16 protein-coding genes and 2 pseudogenes are annotated in these 25,397 nt (G+C 52.0%); 14 read left to right on the top strand and 4 right to left on the bottom strand.

Going from position 1 to position 25,397, the window contains the following annotated elements; all coding sequences use genetic code 11:
• Positions 1 to 99 precede the first annotated feature (99 nt).
• Positions 100 to 291, top strand: a pseudogene (gene tnpA, locus RCO25_RS35155) (IS66 family insertion sequence element accessory protein TnpA); the annotation flags it as partial.
• Between the two features lie 157 nt (positions 292 to 448).
• Here tnpA and RCO25_RS26510 read toward each other — a convergent pair.
• Positions 449 to 646: a hypothetical protein gene (locus RCO25_RS26510; protein ID WP_308999083.1), complete on the bottom strand. Its 198-nt coding sequence runs from the start codon at positions 644 to 646 to the stop codon at positions 449 to 451.
• Positions 647 to 1,085: 439 nt separating this feature from the next.
• On the bottom strand, positions 1,086 to 1,913 hold the full coding sequence (locus tag RCO25_RS26505; RefSeq protein WP_308999082.1) for an alpha/beta fold hydrolase: 828 nt from the start codon (positions 1,911 to 1,913) through the stop codon (positions 1,086 to 1,088).
• Between the two features lie 146 nt (positions 1,914 to 2,059).
• Between RCO25_RS26505 and RCO25_RS26500 the strand changes: the two genes are divergently transcribed.
• Entirely contained in the window at positions 2,060 to 2,533 is a 474-nt protein-coding gene (locus RCO25_RS26500) for an Lrp/AsnC family transcriptional regulator (protein WP_308999081.1), read from the top strand.
• A gap of 256 nt (positions 2,534 to 2,789) precedes the next feature.
• On the top strand, positions 2,790 to 3,368 hold the full coding sequence (locus RCO25_RS26495; RefSeq protein WP_308999080.1) for a carbohydrate binding domain-containing protein: 579 nt from the start codon (positions 2,790 to 2,792) through the stop codon (positions 3,366 to 3,368).
• Positions 3,369 to 3,456: 88 nt separating this feature from the next.
• On the opposite strand, the gene RCO25_RS26490 is transcribed toward RCO25_RS26495, so the two are convergent.
• Both RCO25_RS26490 and RCO25_RS26485 read right to left on the bottom strand, forming a co-directional pair.
• Positions 3,457 to 5,229, bottom strand: coding sequence for a sensor histidine kinase (locus RCO25_RS26490; protein ID WP_308999079.1), 1,773 nt, complete (start codon positions 5,227 to 5,229; stop codon positions 3,457 to 3,459).
• Positions 5,226 to 6,653, bottom strand: coding sequence for a response regulator transcription factor (locus RCO25_RS26485; protein WP_308999078.1), 1,428 nt, complete (start codon positions 6,651 to 6,653; stop codon positions 5,226 to 5,228). The genes RCO25_RS26490 and RCO25_RS26485 overlap by 4 nt, the downstream gene beginning before the upstream one ends.
• 211 nt (positions 6,654 to 6,864) lie before the next feature.
• Here RCO25_RS26485 and RCO25_RS26480 point away from each other — a divergent pair, with 211 nt between their 5' ends.
• From RCO25_RS26480 to RCO25_RS26430, 11 genes and pseudogenes are all read left to right on the top strand, one after another.
• Positions 6,865 to 8,862, top strand: coding sequence for a galactose-binding domain-containing protein (locus tag RCO25_RS26480; RefSeq protein ID WP_308999077.1), 1,998 nt, complete (start codon positions 6,865 to 6,867; stop codon positions 8,860 to 8,862).
• A gap of 15 nt (positions 8,863 to 8,877) precedes the next feature.
• Complete coding sequence (locus RCO25_RS26475) at positions 8,878 to 9,921, top strand: peptidylprolyl isomerase (RefSeq protein ID WP_308999076.1); 1,044 nt, start codon at positions 8,878 to 8,880, stop codon at positions 9,919 to 9,921.
• Between the two features lie 15 nt (positions 9,922 to 9,936).
• Positions 9,937 to 11,928 (top strand): annotated as a pseudogene (locus tag RCO25_RS26470) (family 20 glycosylhydrolase).
• Positions 11,929 to 11,972: 44 nt separating this feature from the next.
• Entirely contained in the window at positions 11,973 to 13,364 is a 1,392-nt protein-coding gene (locus tag RCO25_RS26465; protein ID WP_308999075.1) for a sulfatase family protein, read from the top strand.
• A 235-nt stretch (positions 13,365 to 13,599) separates the two neighbouring features.
• Positions 13,600 to 14,538, top strand: coding sequence for an ABC transporter permease (locus RCO25_RS26460; protein ID WP_308999074.1), 939 nt, complete (start codon positions 13,600 to 13,602; stop codon positions 14,536 to 14,538).
• Positions 14,539 to 14,563: 25 nt separating this feature from the next.
• Positions 14,564 to 15,460, top strand: coding sequence for a carbohydrate ABC transporter permease (locus RCO25_RS26455; protein WP_308999073.1), 897 nt, complete (start codon positions 14,564 to 14,566; stop codon positions 15,458 to 15,460).
• Positions 15,461 to 15,529: 69 nt separating this feature from the next.
• Positions 15,530 to 17,164 carry an extracellular solute-binding protein gene (locus RCO25_RS26450; RefSeq protein WP_308999072.1) on the top strand — a complete coding sequence of 545 codons (1,635 nt, stop codon included), beginning with the start codon at positions 15,530 to 15,532 and terminating at the stop codon, positions 17,162 to 17,164.
• Between the two features lie 20 nt (positions 17,165 to 17,184).
• Positions 17,185 to 17,655 (top strand): chromate transporter, encoded by a 471-nt coding sequence (locus RCO25_RS26445; RefSeq protein WP_308999071.1) that lies wholly within the window; start codon positions 17,185 to 17,187, stop codon positions 17,653 to 17,655.
• Between the two features lie 18 nt (positions 17,656 to 17,673).
• Complete coding sequence (locus tag RCO25_RS26440) at positions 17,674 to 17,961, top strand: chromate transporter (protein ID WP_308999070.1); 288 nt, start codon at positions 17,674 to 17,676, stop codon at positions 17,959 to 17,961.
• Positions 17,885 to 18,130: an HNH endonuclease gene (locus tag RCO25_RS26435; protein WP_374992166.1), complete on the top strand. Its 246-nt coding sequence runs from the start codon at positions 17,885 to 17,887 to the stop codon at positions 18,128 to 18,130. Before RCO25_RS26440 ends, RCO25_RS26435 begins: the two co-directional genes overlap by 77 nt.
• A gap of 676 nt (positions 18,131 to 18,806) precedes the next feature.
• Positions 18,807 to 25,337, top strand: coding sequence for a GDSL-type esterase/lipase family protein (locus RCO25_RS26430; protein ID WP_308999069.1), 6,531 nt, complete (start codon positions 18,807 to 18,809; stop codon positions 25,335 to 25,337).
• The last annotated feature ends 60 nt before the right edge of the window (positions 25,338 to 25,397 follow it).

Below are 25,397 nucleotides of genomic sequence, written 5' to 3'. Positions count from 1 at the left end.
ATTAACGTAGGCGTCAAATCCTCCGCAGCTATGAGATCATAAGGCTTTCTTGAATCTGGAGGTTGCCTCACGATGACCTAAGAACGACGCAGACTCGAATGGAGTGCACGAATCACAGACTTTCGGGCAAGCGGTCTTACGATCGCAGCCTGGTGCGCCGCTAATCACTGTTCAATTAATCAACTCAAGTACTGGCTCTACAAAGTCAAGCGTGTTTCTTCTAACGTCTCCGTACCATCCTCGCCAAAGGGCGAATCTGCCCAATCTTGTCAGCATGCAATTTGGAGATGAAGAAGATTTTAGCGTATCTGTTGTTAAATCCTTTAAGGGTTGGTTTGATTTATGCCGAAAATTATATCCGAATGTGATCGCGCATTCCAATCAATATGCAGGTCAATGGAACACCGAACAATTGAGGGCTTACACACGAGCTGCAAAACCGGACCTCTTAACATATGATTGGTATTATTTTGATCGGAACGATCACCTTCTCCACAACCTCTAGCTGTTCGCAAGCAAGGTCGTACTCGGCGAGCAATTGTTCCAAGTGGAGCTTGTAGTAATGAGTGGCTGACTGAGATCCTACAGAATGGTTGGCCAGCTCGATGAGTGCTTTTGCTTTTCTAGCACCACAGTGCCGTTTCATGATGGTTTTCCATCCCTGAATCAGGTTCTGAGGCTGCAGCTTACTTAGCTCCGCTCGAGTAGGGAAGAGGCGAAGCGTAGACGTTGCGTACTTCCATCGTACCGAGGCGCTCGTTTTTATGAAAAACGGAAATTTAACGCTCTACAGGAATGCTAACGGGACACGATAGTTCCACCCCTGAAGGGCTGCCACATGGCAGCCCATCGCTACGCTAACGGGCAGGATAGTTGAATATTAATTCCGGTGAACCGTACCATAAATGACGGCGAATTAAGGTCCTTGTCGGTTTCATGGTACCGTAAGAGGGCTCTTTCATGGCCCGAAATCGAGATATGGCGGCGCAGAGTTAACCCTCTGCACCGTCACTTTTACATTTTTGGCATAGTTCTCGATCAAATCATCTATGTCAAAGAAATTAAAGCTATTTCGGTTTACTCCATTAACTCGATTGCAAGAATTCGATCACGACACTCAGGAATTCGTCTTGATACTCAATGTTAGATAGGTGAACTGCGGGCAGCAAGACGAACTTCGCGTTCGGCACCGTCTCGGCAATCAATTCGCCGTGGCTGGGAAGCGTCACTGTATCATACTGACCGGCAATGACTAGTGCCGGGCTGTTGATAAGGGAGGCCGTCCGACGCATATCCATGTCTCGGATAGCAGCCCAGCTTCCTGCAATCCCCTGCGAACGGGTAGCGAGCACCATCTTGCGAAAAGACGTGACTAGAACGTCCTCCGATTCTAGCATATGCGAAGGAAACCAGTTTTTCATGAACACATCGGCGAATTCGGAAAGGTTCTCTGGTTGCAGCACAGAGGCGATTAGTCTCTCCCATTGCTCAGGTGGTCCCAGGTAGGAGGAAGTATTACTCAAAATGAGCCGGTCGATCCGCTCTGGAGCATAAATGCCGAGCCATTGTCCGACGACGCCGCCTAATGATAACCCAAGGAAATGCACGCGGTCGATGTGAAGCGCGTCGAGCAGTTCGATTACATCCCGTCCCAACCTGTCGAAAGAATATGGACCGTCAGGCGTATCCGAGTCACCATGCCCCCGATAGTCGTAGCGAAGAACTCGGAAATACTGAGATAATTCAGCCAGCTGGCCATCCCACATGTTCATCGTGGTGGCGATCGAGTTTGCTAGCATTAATACCGGCTTGCTGGCTGCTCCTTCGATTCGATAAGCAATTCGAACTCCATCTCCGGTCGTGTAAAAGTTTAATCCATCAGTCGCTTTGGTTCCGTTTAATGTCATCGTCATATTCTCGATCTCCCTTACTGGTTATTAGTGACATTTTAATGGGATGTGCTTATTATTTAAATAAGATTATTAAGAAGTTTGGGGTCTAAAAACTTAATTCTATCGTTGTTTTCGACTCTCACTTTAAAAAATGAGGTGCACTGATCATGGATCACATAGATCGAAAAATATTGGAAATTATTCACGGAAATGCCAGAATTACAATTTCCGAGATGAGTCGAATCATCACGATGTCGCAGCCGGCTGTAACGGAACGACTTCGGAAGCTGGAGGATCAGGGGGTCATTACGGGCTATCGGGCAGTGCTTTCCCCATCTAAGCTTGGTAAGTATACAACCGCTTTTGTCCTGTTTAAATCGAATAACTGCAAGGAGTTCGAAGCTTTCGTAGAAGGGGCTTCCGAGATAGTCGATTTCTACAGAACCAGTGGAGAGTACAATTATTTATTGAAGGTTGTTACCGCAACAAGCGAAACCTTAGAAACCTTCCTTGAAACTTGCAACGCTTTCGGATTTTCATCAACTCTCGTTGTTCTCTCCACGCGATTCGAGGATAAAAGTCTTGTCACAAGCCATGATGCTTCAAACATTATTTCGCTGTTTCATCCGGGGGAAAGTTGACTTCAGCATTTCTATAACTTGCGTTCGGAGGAACCTTTGTTGTTGGGGCCGTAGTAAAGAATTTTCGCCGTTATACCCCGACAGCCAATCATGACGATCGGCTGCTTTTCTATGGGACTGACAGTTAACATGGCGAGTTAAAAATATTACCTAAAGAATACAAACTTGTATTCCGATGTAATATTTAGCCTTATTCGTAACTCGAGGCAAACTTAATACATACCGCGCAAGACATTCTAGGCAGAGGAGGTTCACTATGTTTAATAAAATACTATCCTTGTTTAAATCGACTATTGTGAAAGATACCAAACAGACTTCTAAAAAAACGAAGGGCACGGTTACATTCACAACCGGCGCTGCCAATACTACAGCAACGATATACTTGTATAAGCCATCCGGTACGACTATAGCTTACGGGGATGACTTCACGATTTTGAGAAGTCCGGCGAGCAACGGCGGATTCGAGAACGGCAGCTTAAGCCCATGGTATGGCTGGAATGCGGCTACGGTCGTGAATGCTCAGGCAAGAACGGGCTCATATGCTTTGCAATTGGCCGGGGGGTCCGTGTCGGCTGAGCAAGTCGTCACATTAAGCCCGAATACAACGTATACCCTGACCGGATATGCAAAGACCGGAAATTCGAGCCCACCCGTTCATATCGGAGTCAAAAATTTTGGAGGAACGGAGCAATTCGTAAGCATATCGAGTACGTCTTATACCCAGGGGAGCGTTACCTTTACAACAGGAAGCACCAATACAAGCGCAACGATCTATGCGTACAAACCGTCAGGGGCAACTAGCGCCTACGTCGACGACATCATCATTACGAGATAACGAAAGAGGGACATCCTGTCGATGATCGACGGGATGTCCCTTATTTCTTGGTAATCGTGCTAGCCCCGCACCGCACCGGACACGAGACTCAAGCCGGCGAGAGCGGCAGGCGTATCCGTACGACGGTGCCGCTTCCGAGCCTGCTGTTGATTTCGATGCCGTAGCCTTCCTCGTAATGGAGGCGAATCCGGTCGTTCACGTTTTTCATGCCGATATGTTGATAGGCTGCGCGGTCTCTGGAGAGAAGGGTGCTCCTGAGCTGTGCCAATCGTTCCGGCTCCATGCCGACGCCGTTGTCCGTCACGATAATTTCCATATGCCGATCTTCCCGGAGCTCTGCTTGAATGACGACCTTGCCGCCGCTCGGATGCGGCTCGAGGCCGTGGGTCAGCGCATTCTCGACAAGGGGCTGAACGATCATCTTCGGTATAAGGACGCCATTCAGCTCCTCCGAGGTATACTGCTCGAACTGGATTCTTCCCGGGAATCTTCCTTGATGAATCGTAATATAGGAGCCGACGATCATCAGTTCTTCCTCCAGCCTTACTTCGTTCGCCCCCTTAATGCTGTAGCGCAGCATCCGACTTAAGGCGGCGGTCATTTCGTAAATTTCTTGATTTCCCTTCACAATGGCAATGCCTTTGATCGCATCCAGCGTATTGCTGAGAAAATGCGGATTGATTTGACTCTGGAGGAACGACATCTCCGCACGCTGCCGTTCGATATCGGCTTGATAGAGCTCGCCTGTCGTCTCCAGCAACTGCTGCGTAAGATCGTTGATCCGGTTCAGCATCGTGTTGAATTGGGTCGAGATGACCTCGATCTCGGCGTAGCCCTCCAGTTCGACCTTCGAATGCAGCACCTCTAGATTGCCGCTCTTCAGCCGCTTCATGAACGCAATCAGCTTCCCGAGCGGCTTCAATATATTCATAATGAGGACGGAATACGGTATCGTAACGAGAAGGAGCGTAACGAACAGCATCACATAGCTGGTTCGCTTCAGTCCTTCCAGCTCCTTGATGAGATTGCCGATAGGCACCGCCGATACGATGTTGCCGTTGATCTCAGGCAAGTCGAAGGATTGAATCGCATATGATTTCCCGCCGACCTTTTCGATTACGGCGCTTTCGCCGTAGTGGGAGTACAGGGCCAGACGTCCCTCGTCCAGATTTAGATCCAGTCCGCTTGCGTTCGCGTACACCAGCATTCCGTTCGTTCTGAGATAGAAGCTCGTGCCTGATAATCTGGGAAACTTTTCGATCTCCGATTGAATGGATTTGGCGTCCAAAACGACCGCGATAAAGCCGATTTTTTCTCCGTACCGGTACGTGTCGCGCGATGCGAACAGGTTCATACCGAAGAGAAACGTATCATTGACAAGCAAGGGATCATCATTTACAAAACCGCCGTATTGGACTTGGACTTTGCCTTCCCGTTCGTCGAGCTTGTCCATCATCCTCTGCGCCATTCTGATTTTGCCGTTCAGGGAGGTGTGCTTGCCGGAAGCGTTCACAATAATGATATCTTCGATATCGGGGTTGGTGCTTTTGATGACCCCCATTAAGCTTTGCACTTTTTTCGACAGCTCGTACGTTTGTAAATTATCGTTCTCCGCCAGAAAGTCCTGAACCGTCGTATCATAGCCCAGGTTGATCATAACGCCCGAAATTTTGACGTAGTTGTCAGATACACGCTGCTTCAGATTGGACACGAGCTCCATATTGTATTGCGTGTTCTGATTCACAATTACCTCGCTGGATTGTCGGAACGCCATAATGCTGACCAGCGGGATAACGGCAAGGAGCACGGCGCCGATCGCGAGCACCTGCGTCCGAATGGAAAGCTTGCTGAATGCTTTCATCGCGCCTCCCTGTACTGCGTTGGCGTCATGCCGTTCAGTCGCTTAAAGATACGAGTGAAGTAGAAGTAATCGTTGAAGCCGCATTTTTCGCCGATCTGGCTCACCGTCATATCCGTCTCGGCCAGCAGCTTGCAGGCGTACTGGATTCGCTGACGGGACAAGTATTCCACGAAGTTTTCCCCGACTTCTTTCTTGAACAGCTGAGATAAGTATGTGGGGCTTAGGTAAAACTTTTCGGACAAGCTCTGGATCGATATTTCCTGATTAAAATGATGATGGATATACGTAAGGATTTCCTTGATGCGGTTATGCGTCACGCCGGCGAGCCGGGAGGACAACTCGTCGGATAGATGACTCAGCGTATGCTTGACCAAATAGTCTATCATCGCGTCGGAATGGCCGTAGTCATAATATAGCTGGTCATAGCCTTCCAAAAACCGGGCATGCTCCTTTACGCCTTCCCTCGTGAATAGATACATAACCGTATTGAAGATCAGATAAGCGTCCTTGATCGTTAATACATAACGCTGGAACAACGGCCTGCAGGACTCCATGACCGACACGAACTGCATGCGGTCCTTCAGTGCGAGCGCGCCGACCAGCTCCGACAGCAGATCGTCAATCGTCGATTCCGAAGGTGTGACCTGCCGATAGACGCCGCCCTTTCCCGTTGAGAAGGAGCCGTATGCCGCCACGGATGCCGCCTCCAGCGATGATTCCAGCTCGGCAGGAGTGGCGGAAGAAGGGCCAATGCCGATGCTGTAATCTATGGCGTTGCCGGACAAGTCGAGCGGGCTCAGGAAGCTTTCGACCAGATGGCTGTAGACGAGGAGGCCGACCCGCCTCTTGTTCATGCGGAAGCGGATATGATGAATGTCTTCCCAGTACGGCGCGGGCACATAGCCCTGTACGACGATCGGCGTGACGGGCATGCTTGCGCTTAGCGGCATGCCGGCAGACGACAGCTTCTCCGCCAGCAACTGCTCGTTTCCGGAACACAATACCTCGTACAGCTCTTGGGCGTCACGCTCCGGCTCCTGTTGGGCCCGGTGTTTCAGCCATTGCGAGAGCTTGCCCAGCATGCTCTCGATTTCCTCGATCTCGAACGGCTTCAGGCAATAGCCGAAGGTCCCGTAGTTCAACGCCTTCTGGGCGTAAGCGAATTCTGCATGCCCGCTCAGCACGGCGAAGATCGTGTGCGGGGAAGTTTCCTTGCCCCGCTTGATCAACTCAAGGCCGTTAACGAGCGGCATCTTAATATCGGTCAGCACGAAGTCCGGCCGCAACTTCTCGATCAGCGCTAGCCCTTCCTGTCCGTTCATCGCCTCCCCCGCAACTTGAAAGCCGTATTTCTCCCAGCGCACGCCTGCTTTTATCCCTTCCACAATCCATCGTTCATCATCGACGATAATTGCTTTGTACACAGCAACGCCCCCTTTACAGCAATCGTATCGAGCATCCTCGCGGATTCGTATAGAAAAAAATAAGATAAATATGTACAAAACCAAGAATTCGATTGAAAGTAAGCACTTTCATAATAATTAACAGTGAATATAACGCTTTTATCTATACTAAGTCATTCTAAGTGTTCATTATAATATGGCTGAATACATGATGGAAGGGGTTGTAGGAAAGATGTTTATACATGTAAAACGAGGACTATACGCCATGCTCGCATGCATCCTGGTTATGACTGTATTACCTGTAAGCGTTGCCAAAGTTCATGCCCAGAACACGACGTATTATGTCGATTCCGTGAGCGGGAACGACGGCAACAACGGATTGTCCGGAGTCTCGGCATGGAAGACGCTCGCGAATGTGAACGAGACGGTATTCGGCCCGGGCGACAGGATTTTGTTCAAGGCCGGAGGCGTGTGGAACGGAGAGCTATGGCCGAAGGGCTCCGGAGCAAGCGGCAATCCGATCGTCATCGATATGTACGGAACCGGCAGCAAACCTGCGTTTGTCGGCAGCCAGACATCCAATCAGACGCTCAAGCTGTCCAATCAGGAGTATTGGGAGATCAACAATCTCGATATTTCCGCCAATTACAGCGATTCGTTCACGCGGCGCGGCATCTTTATCCACGCCAATGATTACGGTACGGTGGATCACCTGTATTTCCGCAATCTCGTCATTCACGACGTATGGCCGAACATTCCGCACACGAACAACAATACGGCCAAGGATACCGGCGGCATGTTCTTCCATATCGAGGGCGGAACGACGGTAACAAAGTTCAACGACATTCTGATCGAGAACAACACGATTCGCGATTTGGACCGCGAAGCCATTACGCTGACGTGGACTTCCTGGTCGAACCGTGCCGGAGAGACGGGCGGACAGGGCCCATGGACGGGCAGCACGAACGTGGTGATTCGGAACAACTTCATGTCCAATATCGGCGGAGACGGCATCGTGGCGCAGGGGCTCCAATCGCCGCTCATCGAATACAACACGATCGATGGCTTTGGCTCCCGTAATTACAACGTCAGCTACAATGCTGGTATGTGGGCCTACTCCGCGGATGACGCCGTATTCCAATTCAACGAGGCGTATAACGGGAAGACGACGAAGGACGGTATGGCATGGGACGCCGATGCGAGAACGAACCGGACGTTATTCCAATACAATTACAGCCATGACAACGAAGGCGGCGCCATGCTCTTCATCAGCTACGGCACGGAATATTCGCGCGACGCGGTCTTCCGTTACAACATTAGCCAGAACGACCGCAACTATCTGATTACGGCGACCAATCCGATTAACGCGAGCTTATATAATAATGTGTTTTACGTAAAAAGCGGCATAACGGCGAGGATGTTCAATACGAACAGCGGAACGGCTTCGTTCAAAAACAATATTTTCTACTACATGGGCAATACAACCACGAATAGCTGGGGAGCTTCCTACACCTACAGCAACAATACGTTCTTCGGCAATTTCTCTTCGACGCCTAACGATCCGCTGAAGCTGACGACGGATCCGATGTTTGCCAGTCCCGGATCAGGGGGAATCGGACGCAATACGCTGGCGGGCTATCAGCTGCAGAGCGGTTCGCCTTCCATCAACAGCGGCGTAGCGATTGCCGGCAACGGCGGACGCGACTTCTGGGGCAATACGCTGTATGCGGGCAGCCCGGATCGGGGCGTGCACGAGCATCCGGCGGGAGCGGTTGCGCTGACGAACGTTGCGGCCGGCAAGACGGCGACTTCGAGCAGCTTTATCAACAATCCGGAACGCGTGACGGACGGAGTAACAAGCCCCGCAAGCAGCTACGCCGGCTTGGACCAAGGGCTACAATGGACGCAGATCGACTTGGGAGCCGTCTACAACGTGAGCGCGGTCAAGCTGTGGCGTTATTATGACGGCGGCAGAACGTACAAGGATGTCATCGTCCAGTTGTCGAACGTCTCCGACTTCGCAAGCGGCGTGATGACCGTGTTCAATAACGACGCAAATAACAGCGCCGTATTCGGAGCGGGAACGGATGCGGAGTATGCGGAGACGGCTTCGGGCAAGTCGATTAGCTTCGCCCCCGCCCAGGCGCGCTACGTAAGGGTCTGGTCGAACGGCAGCTCCGTGAATGCCTGGAATCATCTCGTGGAAGCACAGGTTATGGGTACGCCCTAAGGAAGGGTGAGCGGAATGAAGAAGCTCGCGATAGCAGCGGGAATGGTCTGTCTGCTGGCGGGCATTGGATGGGTCTTCGGAGGCAGCTGCGCGGTGCCAGTATACCCTGAGGCTCCCGTTGCAATCATCAATGGACTGGATGTATCGGCGTCGGAGTTCGAAGCGGCGATGGCGCAGGAGAGAACGACTGTCATTCAATTCTTTCAATCCCGATATGGCGCAGAGTACGGGGAGGGCTTCTGGCAGGCGGAGTTTGACGGCACGACGCCGCTGGACGCGCTGAAGGATAAAGCGCTGAACCGTATTGCGCGCGTCAAAGTTCAGCAGGCGGAGTCGCTCCGGCAAGGGATCGATACGCCAGTCTCTTACGAACAGTTCCTGACGCAATGGGAGAAGGAGAACGAGCGCCGGAAGAAAGCGGTGCTGGCTGGCGAAGTCATCTACGGACCTGTGGCATACGGCGAAGAAGACTATTACCGCCATATGCTCAGCAACTTGGCGATAGCTCTGAAGGAGAAGCTTGCGCTTGGCGGACTTAGTCCTAAGCCGTCCGAGATCGAAGCGTATTACGAAGCGAACCAAGACGCCATGTTCAAGAAACCGGACGCCATAACGATCCTCAAGCTGTTCATTCCTTATTCGGAGTCTTCGCAAGAGGAAGCGCGGGCGGCGGCGGAATCCGCCAGAGCTGCGGCCGAGCGGGCCGGCTCCCTCGAAGCGGCGGCCGACGAGAGGAAGCTTGCGCTGACGGAGCAGCGGTTCGGCGCAGACTCCGAAAGAAACGACCGCAAAACCTTTGCGGAGATCCTGCAGGCGGCGGAAGGGCTTGCGGTCGGCGGAATCAGCGAAGTCGTCGCTTTGCCGGACGGCTATGCCGTCTTGGAATGCCTGGAGCGGGAAGAGGGCGGCTATTACCCGCTTGACGAAGTAACGGAGGAAATCCTGTATCGCCTGCTGGATCTCAAGTACGAACAGTGGCTGGTCGAAGCCGCGCGCGAAGCGGCTGTGACCGTCCATGCGGAGGCGCTGGCGAAGTTAAGCGCAGACAAGATGAGTTAAGTTTCTACTAAGTGAATGGCATTTCTCGGTCTATCGGGGGATGCCTCTTCATTTCTAATTGCCATGCTGTTTGAGACAGAACGATTAACTACGAGTGGGGAGTATAGAGATATGAAGATTCATGTAACAGGTTTGACGGAGAATCAACGGCAGGTGTTATCTGAAGCGGTAAGCTGCTTGCGCGTATCGTTGTCGGAGGCGGGCATTCCCGTGCAATTCAAAGAGGGCAGCGGCGGGATCGCCGTTCAGTATGACGGACAAGCGGCTGTCGTCTGTTGCGGCGGAGGTTCCCAGTTTGTTCGAGCGCTCGGACTGACCGTGGAGGGTATCAGGAAAGGCAAGCCATTCAGTGTGCTAGAGACGCCGTGGTACGACAGTCTGGGTGTCATGATCGATTGCTCCCGCAACGCCGTCCTACATATGGACGCGTTCAAAAATATCATTCGGCGCCTGGCGCTTATGGGCTATACGACGGTGCAGCTGTATACGGAAGACACTTACGAGATGGAGGCTTATCCGTACTTCGGCTATATGAGAGGACGCTATACGTCGGAGCAATGGAAGAGTATGGACCGTTACGCGGCGCTATTCGGCATCGAGCTGGTTCCTTGCATACAGACGCTTGCGCATCTCGGCCCTGCGCTGAAGTGGGCGGCGCATGCCGATCTGGTTGATTGCAACGATATATTGCTGATCGACGAGCCGAAGACGTACGAGTTGATCAATGAGATGTTCCGAACGATGGCGGGCAATCTGAGCAGCCGAAGCATCAACATCGGGATGGACGAGGCGCATATGATGGGGCTGGGCAAATATTTGGTCAAGCACGGATATCATGACCGATCCGCGCTGATGATGAAGCATTTCGCCAAAGTCATGGACATAGCCCGCTCGTACGGCTACAAGCCGATGATGTGGAGCGACATGTTCTTCAGGCTTGCGAGCGGAGGCGAATATTACGACCCCGAAAGTCCGATCAGGGCGGATATCGCATCCCTGATACCGGAGGATCTGAGGCTGGTTTATTGGGATTATTACACGGAAGATCGAGCGAAATATGACGGCATGATGAGGAAGCACAAGCAGCTAAGCGACAACATCGTATTCGCCGGCGGCGCCTGGAAGTGGATGGGATTCGCCCCGAACAACGCGTTCAGCCGCCATATCGGAATAATGGCGCATGAGAGCTGCGTCGCAAGCGGGATACGCGAGACGCTCGTCACGGCATGGGGAGACAACGGGGTGGAATGCTCCTTCTACGCTGTCCTCCCGACCTTGCAGCTGTGGGCGGAGCTCTGCTATAAGAAAACGGGAGACGAAGCCGTGCTGCGGGAGCGCTTCGCGACATGCGCGGGCGGCGACTACGGAGATTTCATCTCCTTGGATCTCGCCAACCTCGTGCCCGATAATCCTTCGCCCGGCCGAAGCATGGGCAATCAGGTTAATCCAAGCAAATATTTATTGTATCAGGACGTGTTATACGGACTGTTCGACAAGCATGTGCTGCCGGAAGCCTAAAAGGAGCATTATGGCAGAAGCGCAGCGTTGCTGGGTGCCGCGGCGGGACGCAATCCAGAATGGAGCCCCCTCTTCGAGACGCAGGCCACGCTTTGCAGTCTACTTGCGCTGAAGGCGTCTGTCGGCATTGAGATTCGTGAGGCGTACCTCAGCGGCAATAAAGAGCAGCTCGGGAAATACGCGGAGACGTTGCTGCCGGAAATAAAGGTGAGAGCCGAGCAGCTCATGAACGCTTATAAGAAGCAATGGATGCATGAGAACAAAATATTCGGGCTGGATGTATTCGATCTGCGCATGGGTGGACTCTTGCAACGGATCGATACGGCGATCGTTCGCATTAGCCAGTACGTACGAGGCGAGGTCTCGCATTTGGAGGAGCTGGATGAGCCGATCCTGTCGTTCGACGCGAGGGAAGAGGGCGAGACGAAGGTCATTAGCGTCGCCTTGTGGCATTCGATTGCCACGCCTTCGGTCCTTGCGGGGATATAGACCGACAGGCAAACCACTATCTATGAGAAGGAGATTGATTCAATATGAGAATACTTTATTTGGACCTGGACTCTCTTCGTCCCGACCATCTGGGCTGCTACGGCTATCATCGCAATACGTCGCCTAACATTGACCGCATAGCGGGAGAAGGCGCCGTCTTCACCAACTATTATTGCTCCGATGCGCCGTGCATGCCTTCCCGAACTGCTCTTATGTCGGGCAGATTTGGGATTCATACCGGCGTTGCGGGCCATGGCGGCACCGCGGCGGATATGCGACGGGACGGAGCGACCCGGGGCTTCGAGGACCGGCTGAAGCGGGAGAGCCTCCCCTTCGTATTGCGGGAAGCGGGCTATAAGACGGCGACGATCAGCACGTTCGCCGACCGGCATTCCGCATGGACCTTCAACGCCGGCTTCCATGAGGTTCATAACATCGGGGAGAACGGGTTGGAATCGGCGCATCAAGTGCTCCCAACTGCGCTGAAGTGGTTGGAGGACAATGGGCGATCGGACCAATGGTTCCTGCATCTGAACTTCTGGGATCCCCATACGCCTTACCGGGTGCCGGATCACTACGGTCATCCGTTCGCGGAAGAACCGTTGCCGGAGTGGCTGACGGAGGAGGTGTTCCGGTCCCATCTGCAGAAGGAAGGACAGCACAGCATTACGGATATGAACGCGCTGGCGAAGTCGCATTACGGCAAGTGGAGCAGGCACGGCCGGGAGATCGAATCCTATGAAGATATCCGTCAGATTATCGACAATTACGACTGCGCGATCCGCTACATGGATGACCATATCGGACAAGTGCTGTCGCTGCTGGAGCGGCTCGGCGTCTTGGAGGAGACGGCTATTCTCGTCAGCGCGGACCATGGGGAGAACTTGGGAGAGCTTGGCATCTATTCCGAGCACGGCACGGCTGACCAAGGTACCTGCCGCATCCCGATGATCTTCCGCTGGCCGGGCGGCGCGCGAGGCGTGAGGAACGAGGGACTGCATTACCATCTGGATCTGGCTCCGACGCTGGCCGATCTTGTTGGCGCGAAACATCCGGAGCGCTGGGACGGCATCAGCTATGCGGACGGCATATCCGGCGCATCCGACCAGGGCAGAGACTACCTCGTATTGACGCAATGCGCACATGTCTGCCAGCGGAGCGTCCGATTCGGGGATTGGCTCTACATTCGATTCTATCACGACGGCTATCACGGTTTTCCGAAGGAAATGCTGTTCGATCTGAAGGACGATCCTTACGAGCAACGCAATCTGGCGGAGGAGCGGCGGGACGTGTGCAAGGAAGCCGTCTACCTGCTTAACGAATGGCATGACGACATGATGGCGACAATGGACTGCGACACCGATCCGTTATGGACGGTCATGAAGGAAGGCGGGCCGCTGCATGCCGAGGAGTACCGGAGCTGGAGGGACCAATAGCTGAGTAGAAGGTCGGCGTGTTATGCGCCGGCCTTCTTTTTTTCATGCACTATGTACATATTTATGGCGCTTATGTCGGATTATGTGATTGAAAATGATTGAAAGCACTTTCATTAAGTAGTCCACATAGAAGGCTGATTATGTCCATACTCCGCTCTCGCCGTCCCTTCTATACTAAAAAAGCGGGCAATGTTCCCTGGATTCACAAATTTAGAAAAGCAAGGAGTGACTTCTGATGCGCAGCGGGGCGAGCGTTGGAACAACGAAGAAGCTTTGGACGACGATGCTTCAGCACAAATATTTTTATCTGATGGTTTTGCCGGTTCTCATATGGTACGCGCTGTTCGCATATGCGCCGATGTACGGCGTGACGCTGGCGTTTAAGACGTTCGATTACAGCGGTGGCATTCTGGGCAGTCCCTGGATCGGACTCGAGCATTTCCAAAAAATATGGACCGACGCGGATTTCCATATGGCATTCAAGAATACGATCATTATCAGCTTGATGAAGCTGCTTATCAATTTCCCTATGCCGATCATCCTGGCCATACTACTTAACGAATTCTCGAGGAAGACAGCCAAACGATTTTTCCAGACGGTTCTTACGTTCCCTCACTTCATCTCTTGGGTCGTGCTGGCGGGTATTATTACGAACATCCTCAGCCGCGACGGCGTTGTGAACCAAATCATCATGTTTCTCGGATTCGAGTCCGTCTCGCTGCTAACGGACAGTGCGTCCTTCCGGCCTCTTCTGTATCTCACGCATATGTGGCGGGAAGTCGGCTGGGATTCGATCATCTACCTGGCCGCGCTTGCGGGCATTAATCCCGAGCTGTACGAAGCGGCCGAGATGGACGGAGCTAACCGGTTCAAGAGACTGCTCCACATCGCGTGGCCGGGCATTAAAAGTACAGTGGCGATCCTACTCATTCTTCATGTAGGCCAACTTCTGACACAAGGCGCAAGCTTCGATCAAATCTTCAATCTGTACAGCTCGCCGGTCTATTCCGTGGCAGATGTCATCGATACGTATATTTACCGGACGTCGTTCCAGATAGGCGGAGACTTCGGTTATATGACGGCGGCAGGACTCATCAAGTCCGTCATCAGCTTGGTGCTTCTCGTCTTGGCGAACACAATCGTGAAGCGAATGGGCGAGGAAGGACTCTATTAAACTACGGCTTGGAGGTATTCGACAGATGAAGCTAACGCATACGAAGAAGAGGACAAGGCTGAGCGCCTTCGACATCGCCGTCTATATCGTGCTCGGACTGCTGTCTCTCATCACGTTTTTCCCGTTCTATAACGTACTTATCATTTCGTTCGCCAAATTCGAAGTCATCAGCCAGTTCAATCTCTACTTGCTGCCCTTGTCCTTCGATTTAACGGCTTACAAAGTAATCCTGTCCGACACGAAGTTCTGGAGCTCTACGGTCAATACGGTCATCGTAACCGTCGTCGGCGTATTGTTCAGCATGACGATATCGGTTACGGGCGCTTATGCGCTCTCCAAGAAAGGGATGCCGGGCCGGAACGCGATGCTGACGTTAATCCTGTTCACGATGTTTTTCAACGGCGGGCTTATTCCGTTTTATCTCATCATCAAATCGCTGGGGCTCGTCAACAGTATACTCGTCATGATTATCCCGGCAGGCTTGAACACGTTCTACTTGATTATTATGAAAAACTACTTCGGCACGCTGCCGGAAAGCTTAGAAGAATCCGCGAAGCTGGACGGAGCCAACGACCTGTACATTTTGCTCAAAATCATTCTGCCCATCTCCGCGCCGTTCATCGCCACCTTCGGCTTATTCTACGCGGTGGAGCGGTGGAATGAGTGGTGGTACGCGCTCATCTTCATCAGTGACTCCGCCAAAACGCCGCTCCAGATTTACTTACGGGAGACGCTCATCACGAGCAATGGGCTGCTGAACACGCTGGCTCAGCAAGCGGCGGATAGCGACTCCAGCAAGGTGTACACACCGGCTTTGCAGATGGCGACGATCGTCATCTCAAGCGTACCCATCCTTTTGGTATATCCCTTCCTGCAGAAGCACTTCGCCAAAGGGATACTTGTAGGTTCCATTAAAGGATAAGGAAATTCATATAGATGCTTGTCCTATCCTAACAAAAGCTTCACAATGACAAAAAGGGAGGATTCAACGATGAAAGGATTTAAGAAGTTTGGCATCATCTTGGCATGTATGGCTATGTTCGTAGGATTGCTCGCGGCTTGCAGCGGCAACGACAACGAGAAGCCGTCCGAGAACGAGAAGCCCGCAGCGACGAATTCGGGTACGGGAGGAGAGGACAACCCTTATAAGGACCCGATGGAAATTTCCGTTGCTTACTGGGATGTAGAAGCGGAAGTCGCAAAGATCGAGAATGACCCGATCGTGCAGGATATTCTGAAAAAATTCAATATTTCCATTAAGCCGGTCAATACGACTTGGGACGACTATGGCCAGAAGATCCAGATGTGGGCCGCGTCCGGACAACTGCCGGACGTATTCGCGATCGACGCGATCGGCACGCAATATCAGCGGAAGTGGGTCGAGCAAGGCGTCGTCGCCCCGCTGCCTGACCTGGCGAAATTTCCGAATCTAGAGAAATATTTTGAAGCGCCGGACATTGAGGGATTGGCTGTCGATGGCAAGCATTACACGATTCCGAGAAGGATGTTCCCAAGCGTAGACTGGAGCGCGCTTGACCGCGTAGTCTACTACCGTTGGGATTTGGCGCAAGCTGCCGGCATTACGAAAGAGCCGGAGACTTGGGAAGAGTTCAAGGCGATGCTTGAAGTGATCGTGAAGGCCGATCCGGAAGGCAAGAAGATTACAGGTCTGACGTCGGCCCAAGTGAAGATGCTGGGCGGATTGTTCTGGCTGTATGGCAACCCGGTTGCTACAAGCGACGGCAGCGGCGCGGATTTCAAATGGATCAAGGAAGACGGCAAGTTCATTCCGGCCGTATTCTCCAAGAACGCTCTGCCTGCTCTTCAGAACATGAAAGATATGTATGACAAAAATCTGATCGATCCGGACATTGCGCTTACAAGCCCGGAAATCGCTTACGACAAATTTGCTTCGGGCAAATCCGCGGCAATGCTTTCCGGCGGCGGATTCATCAACCTCGATGCGAACATCTATCGCAAACGTTGGGCGAACAGCTACCCGGATAAGGATGTCTCGGAAACCGTGAAAGTATTGAATCCGCTAGCAGGACCTGGCGGAGAACGGCATCACGCTATCTTCAAAACATTCTGGTCGGAGAGCTACTTCAGCGGCAAGATCGATCCGAAGAAGCTTGACCGTATCCTTGCGCTCTATGATTACGTGCTGTCTCCTGAAGGAAAAACCTTGCTCACCTACGGTATCGAAGGTGTCGATTACAAGCTAGAAGGCGATAAGAAGGTCATGCTGGAAACGAAAACGTTGAACGAGAAGTATCCTGCAATCGCCTTCCTGAGAGACTTGGTTGCCTATGAAACGGCAGACCGTTACGACCTAAGCAACCCGTCCATTGGTGACGAAGGTCTCAGACAAGATGCGGTGGACTACATCGATTGGGTTCTGAATAACACGAAAGTGCCGGAATACGACATCCGCCTGACATACATGTCGACTCCGACCAAGGACAGCTTTACGGTGTTCGATCACGACGATTTGTTGAATGTGATGTTGTCGAAGGATCCTGTGGAGCAATCGTGGCAGAAGATCGTTGACGGCTACAAGTCCAAGGGCCTCGACAAGATGATCGAAGAAGTGAACACGAAGGCGAAAGAGCAAGGCATCGAATAGATTCGGCGAGCAGGCCATTCATGGCGGGACCCCCGTTTGAATGGCTTGTTGCCGTTTGGGAGGGGCGATCACGTATTTTTTCCTATCGACAAAATCAAGGAGCTTGGCCGGCTCTTTTGGACCTTCCTCAAGGTCGGACCATCCAGCTTCGGCGGCGGTTATTCAGCTTGGCCTATCTTTCGTGGCGGGATGAACCGAAGGTCGAGGCAGAGCTCAAAGGTATTCATTCCGCCGTTATCGCGCTTATTCTGATGGCTGCTTACCGTATGGCAAAGGCGGCCATTTTCGATATCGCCACTAGCTGTGTGACGGTTGCGGCTTTGCTCGTCTTGCTGCTGACTGATATTAATCCTTTTTATGTCATTTTACTAGGCTCGGCTGTTGGGATTGTTCTGGTAAAGGGGAAGCAATGGTTTGGCATAGAGGTTCGCACCGAGCGTAAAGGCGCTGAGAATTGTGCCCGCCTGCTTGAGACCGAATGTTTCATCTAATGAACGGGGGCTAACGCCGTGCTATGGGAATTATTTATTACCTTTTTGAAAATTGGTATCGTTTCGTTTGGCGGCGGATACGCGGTCATTCCTCTTATTCAGTACGAAGTAGCGTCCCGCGGTTGGTTAGAGTCTGCTGAATACCAAGAAACAATATCGATTGCCGGGATGGCTCCGGGGCCTATCGCAACGAATAGCGCGACCTTAGTCGGCTATAAGACAGCGGGACTTGGCGGGGCGATCATGTCTACGCTGGGAATGGTCATACCGTCGCTGCGAGCTTTGTGGTTCAAAAGGGGACATTGAGATACATCATATTCGAAAACTTAAAGACCTAGCCCAGAATGGTAGAAAAGATAAACCGGAATGGATGAAACGTATGATTGCAATGAGTCGGAAAACTCTTGCAGTTTGCAATACATGCCATCTTTTAATCCATTCAGGTAAATACCAAGGAAAGAAAATCGCTGACTGATAATTACTGGCGAGCGGAGTGCATAGGAAACTTGCATGCTCCGTTCTGGGAGGGGTAGTTGGAAAAGTGTCATTTTCGGATGGTAACTCGCTGGCTACCTACTCTACCGCATGCTCCGTGTGGAGCAGAGGAAAAGCTGGAGATTACATTCCGCTCCATCGTTTCCTCGGCCGCCAACCAATGCGAAGGGCAGAACCACCGAAGCCGGTGGTTCACTTCTATCGTGATCCAAATTCTTCATAAAAAAGGAGACTGAGCCTATGTGTAGCGAACCCTCAACCAACCACTGAAGGAATTTCCAGGCGAGATCCCTTTTCATCTCCGGATTATCATTGAACAGCATGGCACTGGTTGAATTATTTCCCGCTGCCCATCTGACAACAGTACCATCTTCTCGGCGCGTCACTGGAATGGGAGCGAAGGACCACTCATTCAAAATATCCGGCGCTGCGATCATCAGCTCATATACATGCTGAAATCGGCGATCCCCTATCGGCATTGTTCCGGCTCTGAACTGTTTGCACCGAAACGCTGGCGAAGGCCTTGAACGAGACAGGTAAAGATTCGACCCTAAATGTAAAATGTGAGGGATGTTTCTAGTCGTCCGTAAGCTCTATTATTAGAGAAAGCGTGAAAGCGCTTTATAAATAGAACAGAGGCAGAGGAGATGAATTTGTTGAGGAAAGTCACTTCCATGTTATTAGCTATCGCAATTCTTCTTATGATGGTACCGCCGTATGCCAGGGCAAGCGAACAGACGGTAGCCGGGCTTGACCCAAGCCTTGTGCTGAGAGTGGAAAATCAAATCATTCACAACAGCGGCTTTACAAACCTGAACGATAAGGTCGATGCGCTGAAAGCGCTGGACGAAGGGACGATCATCGTAAGGTTCCGTTATTCTGGCTCCTCCATCATGTCCTTATTTTCTCTCAGCAATAATACACTCCCCGACGGACACTTTCAACTGTACATTACTCCGTCGGCGATAGGTAGCGAGAACCGTTATCAAGAGCCAGGCAAGACGAAGGTAAACACGCACGTCAAGACCGACGCCTTTGTTTTGAAGGAAAATGAAGTTCACACCGTCGCTATGGTTATGGACAAGGCGCAGGGCTATAAATATTTCCTGGACGGGAAGCTGGTCAAACAGGATACGACGTCACCAAGGAAGTTTCTGAGCAACATTTATGCTCCGAACAGTGCGCAATTAGGGCGCACCGAAAGGCCGGCAGGCTACAACCAGTATTCGTTCAACGGGCAGATTGACTTTGCCGAGGTGTACGGCAAGCCGCTGGCTGATCAGACCTTGATTGACGTCACAGGGGTAACGAGGGTTGACTCCGTCACGAATCCGATGCCGGCAGGGGCCCAAATTACAGATCCAATAAACATTTTTTATCCCGGCTTCATGGGGTCGAACAACTACCGGATTCCCTCGCTTCTCTATACGAAGAAGGGGACATTGATTGCAGGCATCGACCGCAGAGTTCCTCATGGTGGCGATTCGCCCAACAATATAGACGCCGTAATAAGAAGAAGCTTCGATCAGGGCGACACGTGGGAAAGCAGCGGGATCGTAGTGAACGATTATCCGGATTCGGCTTCCAATATCGATTTGGAGCTGCTGCAAGATCAGAGTACCGACCGCATATTTGCTTTGGTTGACGCATTCCCACATGGCGGCGGCCTATTGGGCGGTTTCGGCAACAACGCCTATAAAGGCACGGGATTCAAAACGATTAACGGGAAAAAATATATGTTTCTCAAAGATTCTTCGGGCAACGAATATACCATTCGCGAGAACGGCGAAGTGTTCAATGCGGCAGGAACCGTAACGAGCTATACGGTCGATACACGAAGAAACCTTTATCAGAACGGCATGAAGATCAATAACATTTTCAGCTCCACATCTCCGCTCAAGCCTTATAAAACGTCATATTTGGAGCTCTATTACAGCGACGACGAAGGGGGAACCTGGAGTGGACCAATCGATCTCAACGATGAAGTGAAGGAAGATTGGATGATATTCCTCGGAACGGGTCCGGGCAACGGCATTCAGTTGACGCAAGGCGAGCATGCCGGAAGGCTTGTATTCCCTGTATACTTCTTGAACGACAACAACAAACAGGCGAGCGCCGTGATCTACAGCGACGATAATGGCGCGACATGGCATCGCGGCGAGTCTCCGAACGAGGGACGCGATGTCGGCAATGACGCCGTCATCTATGAAAAAACGTTCACCAGCTCTTCTTTCGAAATTACGGAATCTCAAGTCGTAGAGATGCCGGATGGACAATTGAAGCTGTTTATGAGGAACTATTCCGGCTACGCCCAAATCGCCACCAGCTTTGACGGCGGCCAGACGTGGGATCCCGCGGTTGTAACGGAAAGGGATTTGGTCGCTGCTTACTGCCAGATGACGGCCATTCGTTACAACGGTCAAATTGACGGAAAAGAAGCCGTTATATTCGCAAGCCCCGCCAATTCATCCCAGCGGATTAACGGAACGGTCAAAGTCGGTTTGATCGAAGCGGACGGCACGCTCCCGAACGGCAGAACTAAATACAAATTCGATTGGAAATACTCGCAGCTCGTCAAACTAGGCACGTATGCTTATTCGAGTCTCGCGAATTTGGGGAACGGCGATATTGGCCTTTTCTATGAAGGTACTGCTAACACCGACATGAGCTTTATCAAGTTTAACGTCGACTACCTGAAATGGCAGCGCGAGGGAGTCAAGCCTACGCCGAAGCTTACATCCATTGCGGTCGAAGCTCTCAAGCCTGATGGATATGCGTTAGAAGAAAAGCTGCGGATTCGAGCTGCGTTCGACAGCTACATCATGCTAAGCGGCGACAGAAGCTTGAAGGGCTCAATCGGCGACAAGGACGTCAGTTTTCAGCTCGTGAGCCAGAATCAAGCCGGCACGGAATTCGTCTTCGAAGGCTCGTTCCCGGAGCTCGCCGTCGGCTCATATGAGCTGGAGGCCGCTTTCTCTGCGAGCCTCAACATTTATAACGCTTATGGGAATGCGCTTTCCAGACAAGCTGATGAGAACAAGCTGTCGCAAACGGTAATAGCTGCTGAAAACGCGGATGCGGCGGAGCGTGTATTAAGCTATCAGGCGAACCAGGCCTATCCGAATGATAATGGAATGAACGGAAATCTTGTTTACACCGATGTGAGCTCGGATGTAAATACGATCAAAGGGATATCGGCCGGAGCGATAGTCGCCAAATTCAAAACGACGGATGCCGTCGGCATCAACACGATATTTGCCCTGACCGACAGCACGAAGACGAAATATAACACCCATGCAACACTTGCTGCCAAGAACGGAAGGCTGTTCTTCTCGGTAACCAGCAACACCGTAAGTCCGTTTGTCAGCGATCAGCAAGTGCCGCAAACGGAATTGATTAACGATGGACAGTGGCATATTGTCGCCGTTGTCATGAATCAAGACGGCACGGCCATCTACCTTGACGGCAAAAAGCTTCTCACGAACACAAACACGGTTTTTCTAAAACATCTAACCGGAGCGAACCGTGCGAATATCGGTAGGTCCATCGCATCCAATACGACATCCGGTCATGATTATTATCAGGCGGGCGATATCGCTTATGCAGACTTTTACAGCGGCTATATGACCGAGAATCAGGCTTTGTCGGCAACATCGATAGCGAAGCGCGTCATTTCGAGCAATATAAACCGCTCCTTTAACGGGACCAGCGATTTTGTCGATATGACCGGTGAGCTGGCAAAGGTCAAAGACCTGAAGCAAGGCACGATATTTGCCAAATTTAAGCTGACGGATGGTGGCAATGCGAGAACGATCATGAGCCTTTCGAACGCTGCCGCAGACGCTTCTAACTTGACCGTTGCAATAAACAGCGGCAAGCTGTATATAGAGTCGAGAGAAACGACGGCCTATACGTCAAACCGTTCTTATCTCGCCCAATTTACGAGTCCGGAAGGAACGATCTACAACGACGGGGCCTGGCATAAGGTGGCGGTAAGCATAAATGGTTCATCGACCATCATTTATGCGGATGGGAACAAGATCGGAACTGCTCCCGGCTTCGATTTTGCGAGCGCCATCCCTGGCATGAATACATTCCTGATCGGCGCCAACCGCGATTTCAAGAGCGTTCCGGAGTGGTATTACAAAGGCGACATTGAGACAGTCGAGGTATATGACGGAAAGCTCGATGACAAGGAGCTGGCTTCCCTCACTGCAAATGTCGTCATCCCTTCTGTGAATGCGGATCTTGCCCGAATAAAGGCGTATATCCAGCCGACAAGCGAGCCGTCAACGTTCGTATTTACCGGCGACGATATTGCTTTTGCAGTGGGACAAGCCGGCGGGTACCGAAATTACATGCAGCACTTTGAGGAACGAATTCGCTGGGAAATGACAGGAACTGCAGGGTCATCAGGCGCCGTCATGCGGCAAGATTTCGTTTTTGACACGGGGATGAAGGGCCTCACGGCGGCGGAGCTGTTGACGGATTTCTCCCGTCTGGTCAGCGATCTGAAGCCGAAGACCGTGTTTGTTATGCTTGGCGGGGGAGACGCCGCAAACCAAACGCCTTTGAGCGAGTTTAAGACAAATTTGAAAGCGATAGTGGCCGAGATCAGAAAGGCCGGAGCGGTCCCTGCGCTGCAAACGACTCCGTATTCGACAGATCCGGCGTTTGCGGCAAAGATTGCCCCGTATGTCGACGCGGTTAAGGCGGTTTCATCCGAAGACAGCGTCGTGCTTGCCAACCATTTCGATGCCTGGAAAACGAATCCGAACCTGTCCTCATTACTTGGACCGGGCGGTACGATGCCGAATGAGCTGGGGCACCTGAAGCTTGCCAAGGATCTGATGACCTTGTTCGATATAGGCGGCAACGGGTACACATGGAGCATAAACAGCTTTATGGATGTTAAGGAGCCTTTCGAGCAGGTCGTGGATCGCGATATCGTCTATACGGTAACGGGAGGCGCGCTTACGGTAAACCTTGGCGAAACATTGCGGGGCATGACCCAAATCGAACAAGCGGTCGTTACGTTAGACGCGGGGGACGGGGAATACCGAAGGGAGACTGCCGATGTAACGGGAATTGTGAATTTGGGCAGCATCGATGAGGTTAAACCCTACGTGTTAACCGTAAAAGCCAAACTGTCCGGCGAACAGAAGTACGTGAAGGTCAATCCGGCATATATTCATTCGGAAGCGCCATCCCAAATCGACATTCCTGTTGATCTGGCTGCACTCATTCATAGCGACAAGCCTTTGACCTGGCTTTTCAGCGGAGACAGCATTACTCATGGCGCCTTGCATACGAAAGGCTACAAATCTTTTGCGGAGCTATTCGCAGAGCGGGTAAAAGGGGAGCTTGCTGCAGAAGTTCCGGCAAGGGCACGCGATCATGTCCTTAACACGGGAGTGTCGAGTATGACAACTCGCGACCTGTTGGATAATTTTGACAGATGGATTGCCAGAAATAACCCTGATGTCGTATTTATTGCTTTTGGCATGAACGACAGCAGCAATAAGCTGGTACCGCTCAGCGAGTTCGAAGCCAATCTGCGGACGGCAGTGGATAAAGTAAGGGCGCTTGGGGCAATCCCGATCCTTCAAACGATCAATACGATCAAATCGGCTGATACGAGCAGATATTCGAATCTTCCTGCTTACGTCGATACGATCAGAAAAGTGGCACAGGACAAACAAGTGCTGCTTGTCGATCACTACAAATATTGGACGGAAGCGGAGAAGGACGTAAGTCATATTAAGAGCATTTGGTTAAACGACAATATTCATCCTAATTTCATCGGTACCGCGCAGATGGCGACCGTAGTATTTAAGTCGATGGCTTTGTACGATCCGAACAGCTATATCGCCAATCTGCGGTATGTGACGGCGGTACCTGCGGTTGAGACGCTAAACGCTATGCCAACGGCGACTGTCGAGACCAACACGATCGCGATTGATGTTCCTTCCATAGTTGCTGCGGCAGGCGTTGCCAATGCGGTGGAAAAGATCGAAGCGTCAATTGCCCTAGGGGGGCTTGACACCGCCACACAAGTAACGCGCAACCTGAACGGCAGCATCATCTTTGCCGGGTTGCCGCAGGCCAGCGGCTATACAGTTAAGGTAAAAGTAAAGGTCAAAGGTCTAAATAAAGAGCTGCTGCTACAGGATGTGAACGTTATCTTCGTAAGCGGGGTGCAAGCTTTACCGAAGGAGGTCGTGCTGAAGGCGGGCGGTGAGCTGCAATTAATGGCTTCCGTGCTTCCCGAATCGGCCACGAATAAAGCCGTCACATGGACGTCCTCCAACCCCGGGGTTGCAACGGTCGATCAAGCGGGAATCGTGAAGGCGGTTGGAGACGGAACGGCTATCGTAACTGTAACAACAAAGGATGGAGGCTTTCAAGATACCGTCAGCGTTGTTGTCGACACCATTGCTCCCTTAACGACGGACGATGCCGGGACCGGCTGGCAGCGGACCGCGCAGACGGTACAGCTGACCGCTACCGACACCGGCGCCGGTGTTACCCGGACGTTATACAGCTTGGATGACGGCCTTATGGCGGAAGGAACGGCGGTAACGGTAAGCAGCGAAGGTCGCCATACCTTGCAGTATTACAGCGTTGACAGAGCGGGGAATGAGGAAGCCGTCAAGACGACCGGCGTTAACATCGATATGACCGCGCCGGTCATCACACCGACGGTATCGCTGGCGGTATACCAGACGGAAGCGATCAACGTGCGCTTCGACATCTCTGATGCGTTGAGCGGCGTTGCAAGCGCGGCGATCGAAATAGACGGAGTTGCAGTCGTTAACCCGACTGTGCTCGATCCGCTGTCTCTTCGAGCCGGTGCGCATACGATCCGTGTTGTCGCAGCGGACGCCGCCGGCAATGAGGCGAAGACCGAATACGTACTGAACGTCCTGCTCGATGCAGACCATTTGGTTGAAGCATTGCGAATAGGAGCCGCCAAAGGATGGATCGACAACCAGGGTATCCTCCGCAGCTTGCAGTCCAAAGTGGAGCAAGCGCAGAAGCAGACGGATGAAGGCAAGCAGCAATTGAATGCATGGAACGCCCTCGAGAATGAGGTCAGAGCGCAGTCTGGCAAGCATATCAGCGCGGAATTCGCACAGCTGCTGCTCGATGACATCGCTTATCTAAGAGGCGGCGTAACGAAGTAACGTAACAGCATCGCAATGCACTGAAAGTCAGTATGGGCAACCATACTGTCTTCAGACTGT

Source organism: Paenibacillus sp. LHD-38 (assembly GCF_031157315.1).
Classification (GTDB): domain Bacteria; phylum Bacillota; class Bacilli; order Paenibacillales; family Paenibacillaceae; genus Pristimantibacillus.
The sequence above is the reverse complement of the archived record's forward strand: the minus strand, read 5'-3'. Positions and strand labels throughout refer to the sequence as shown.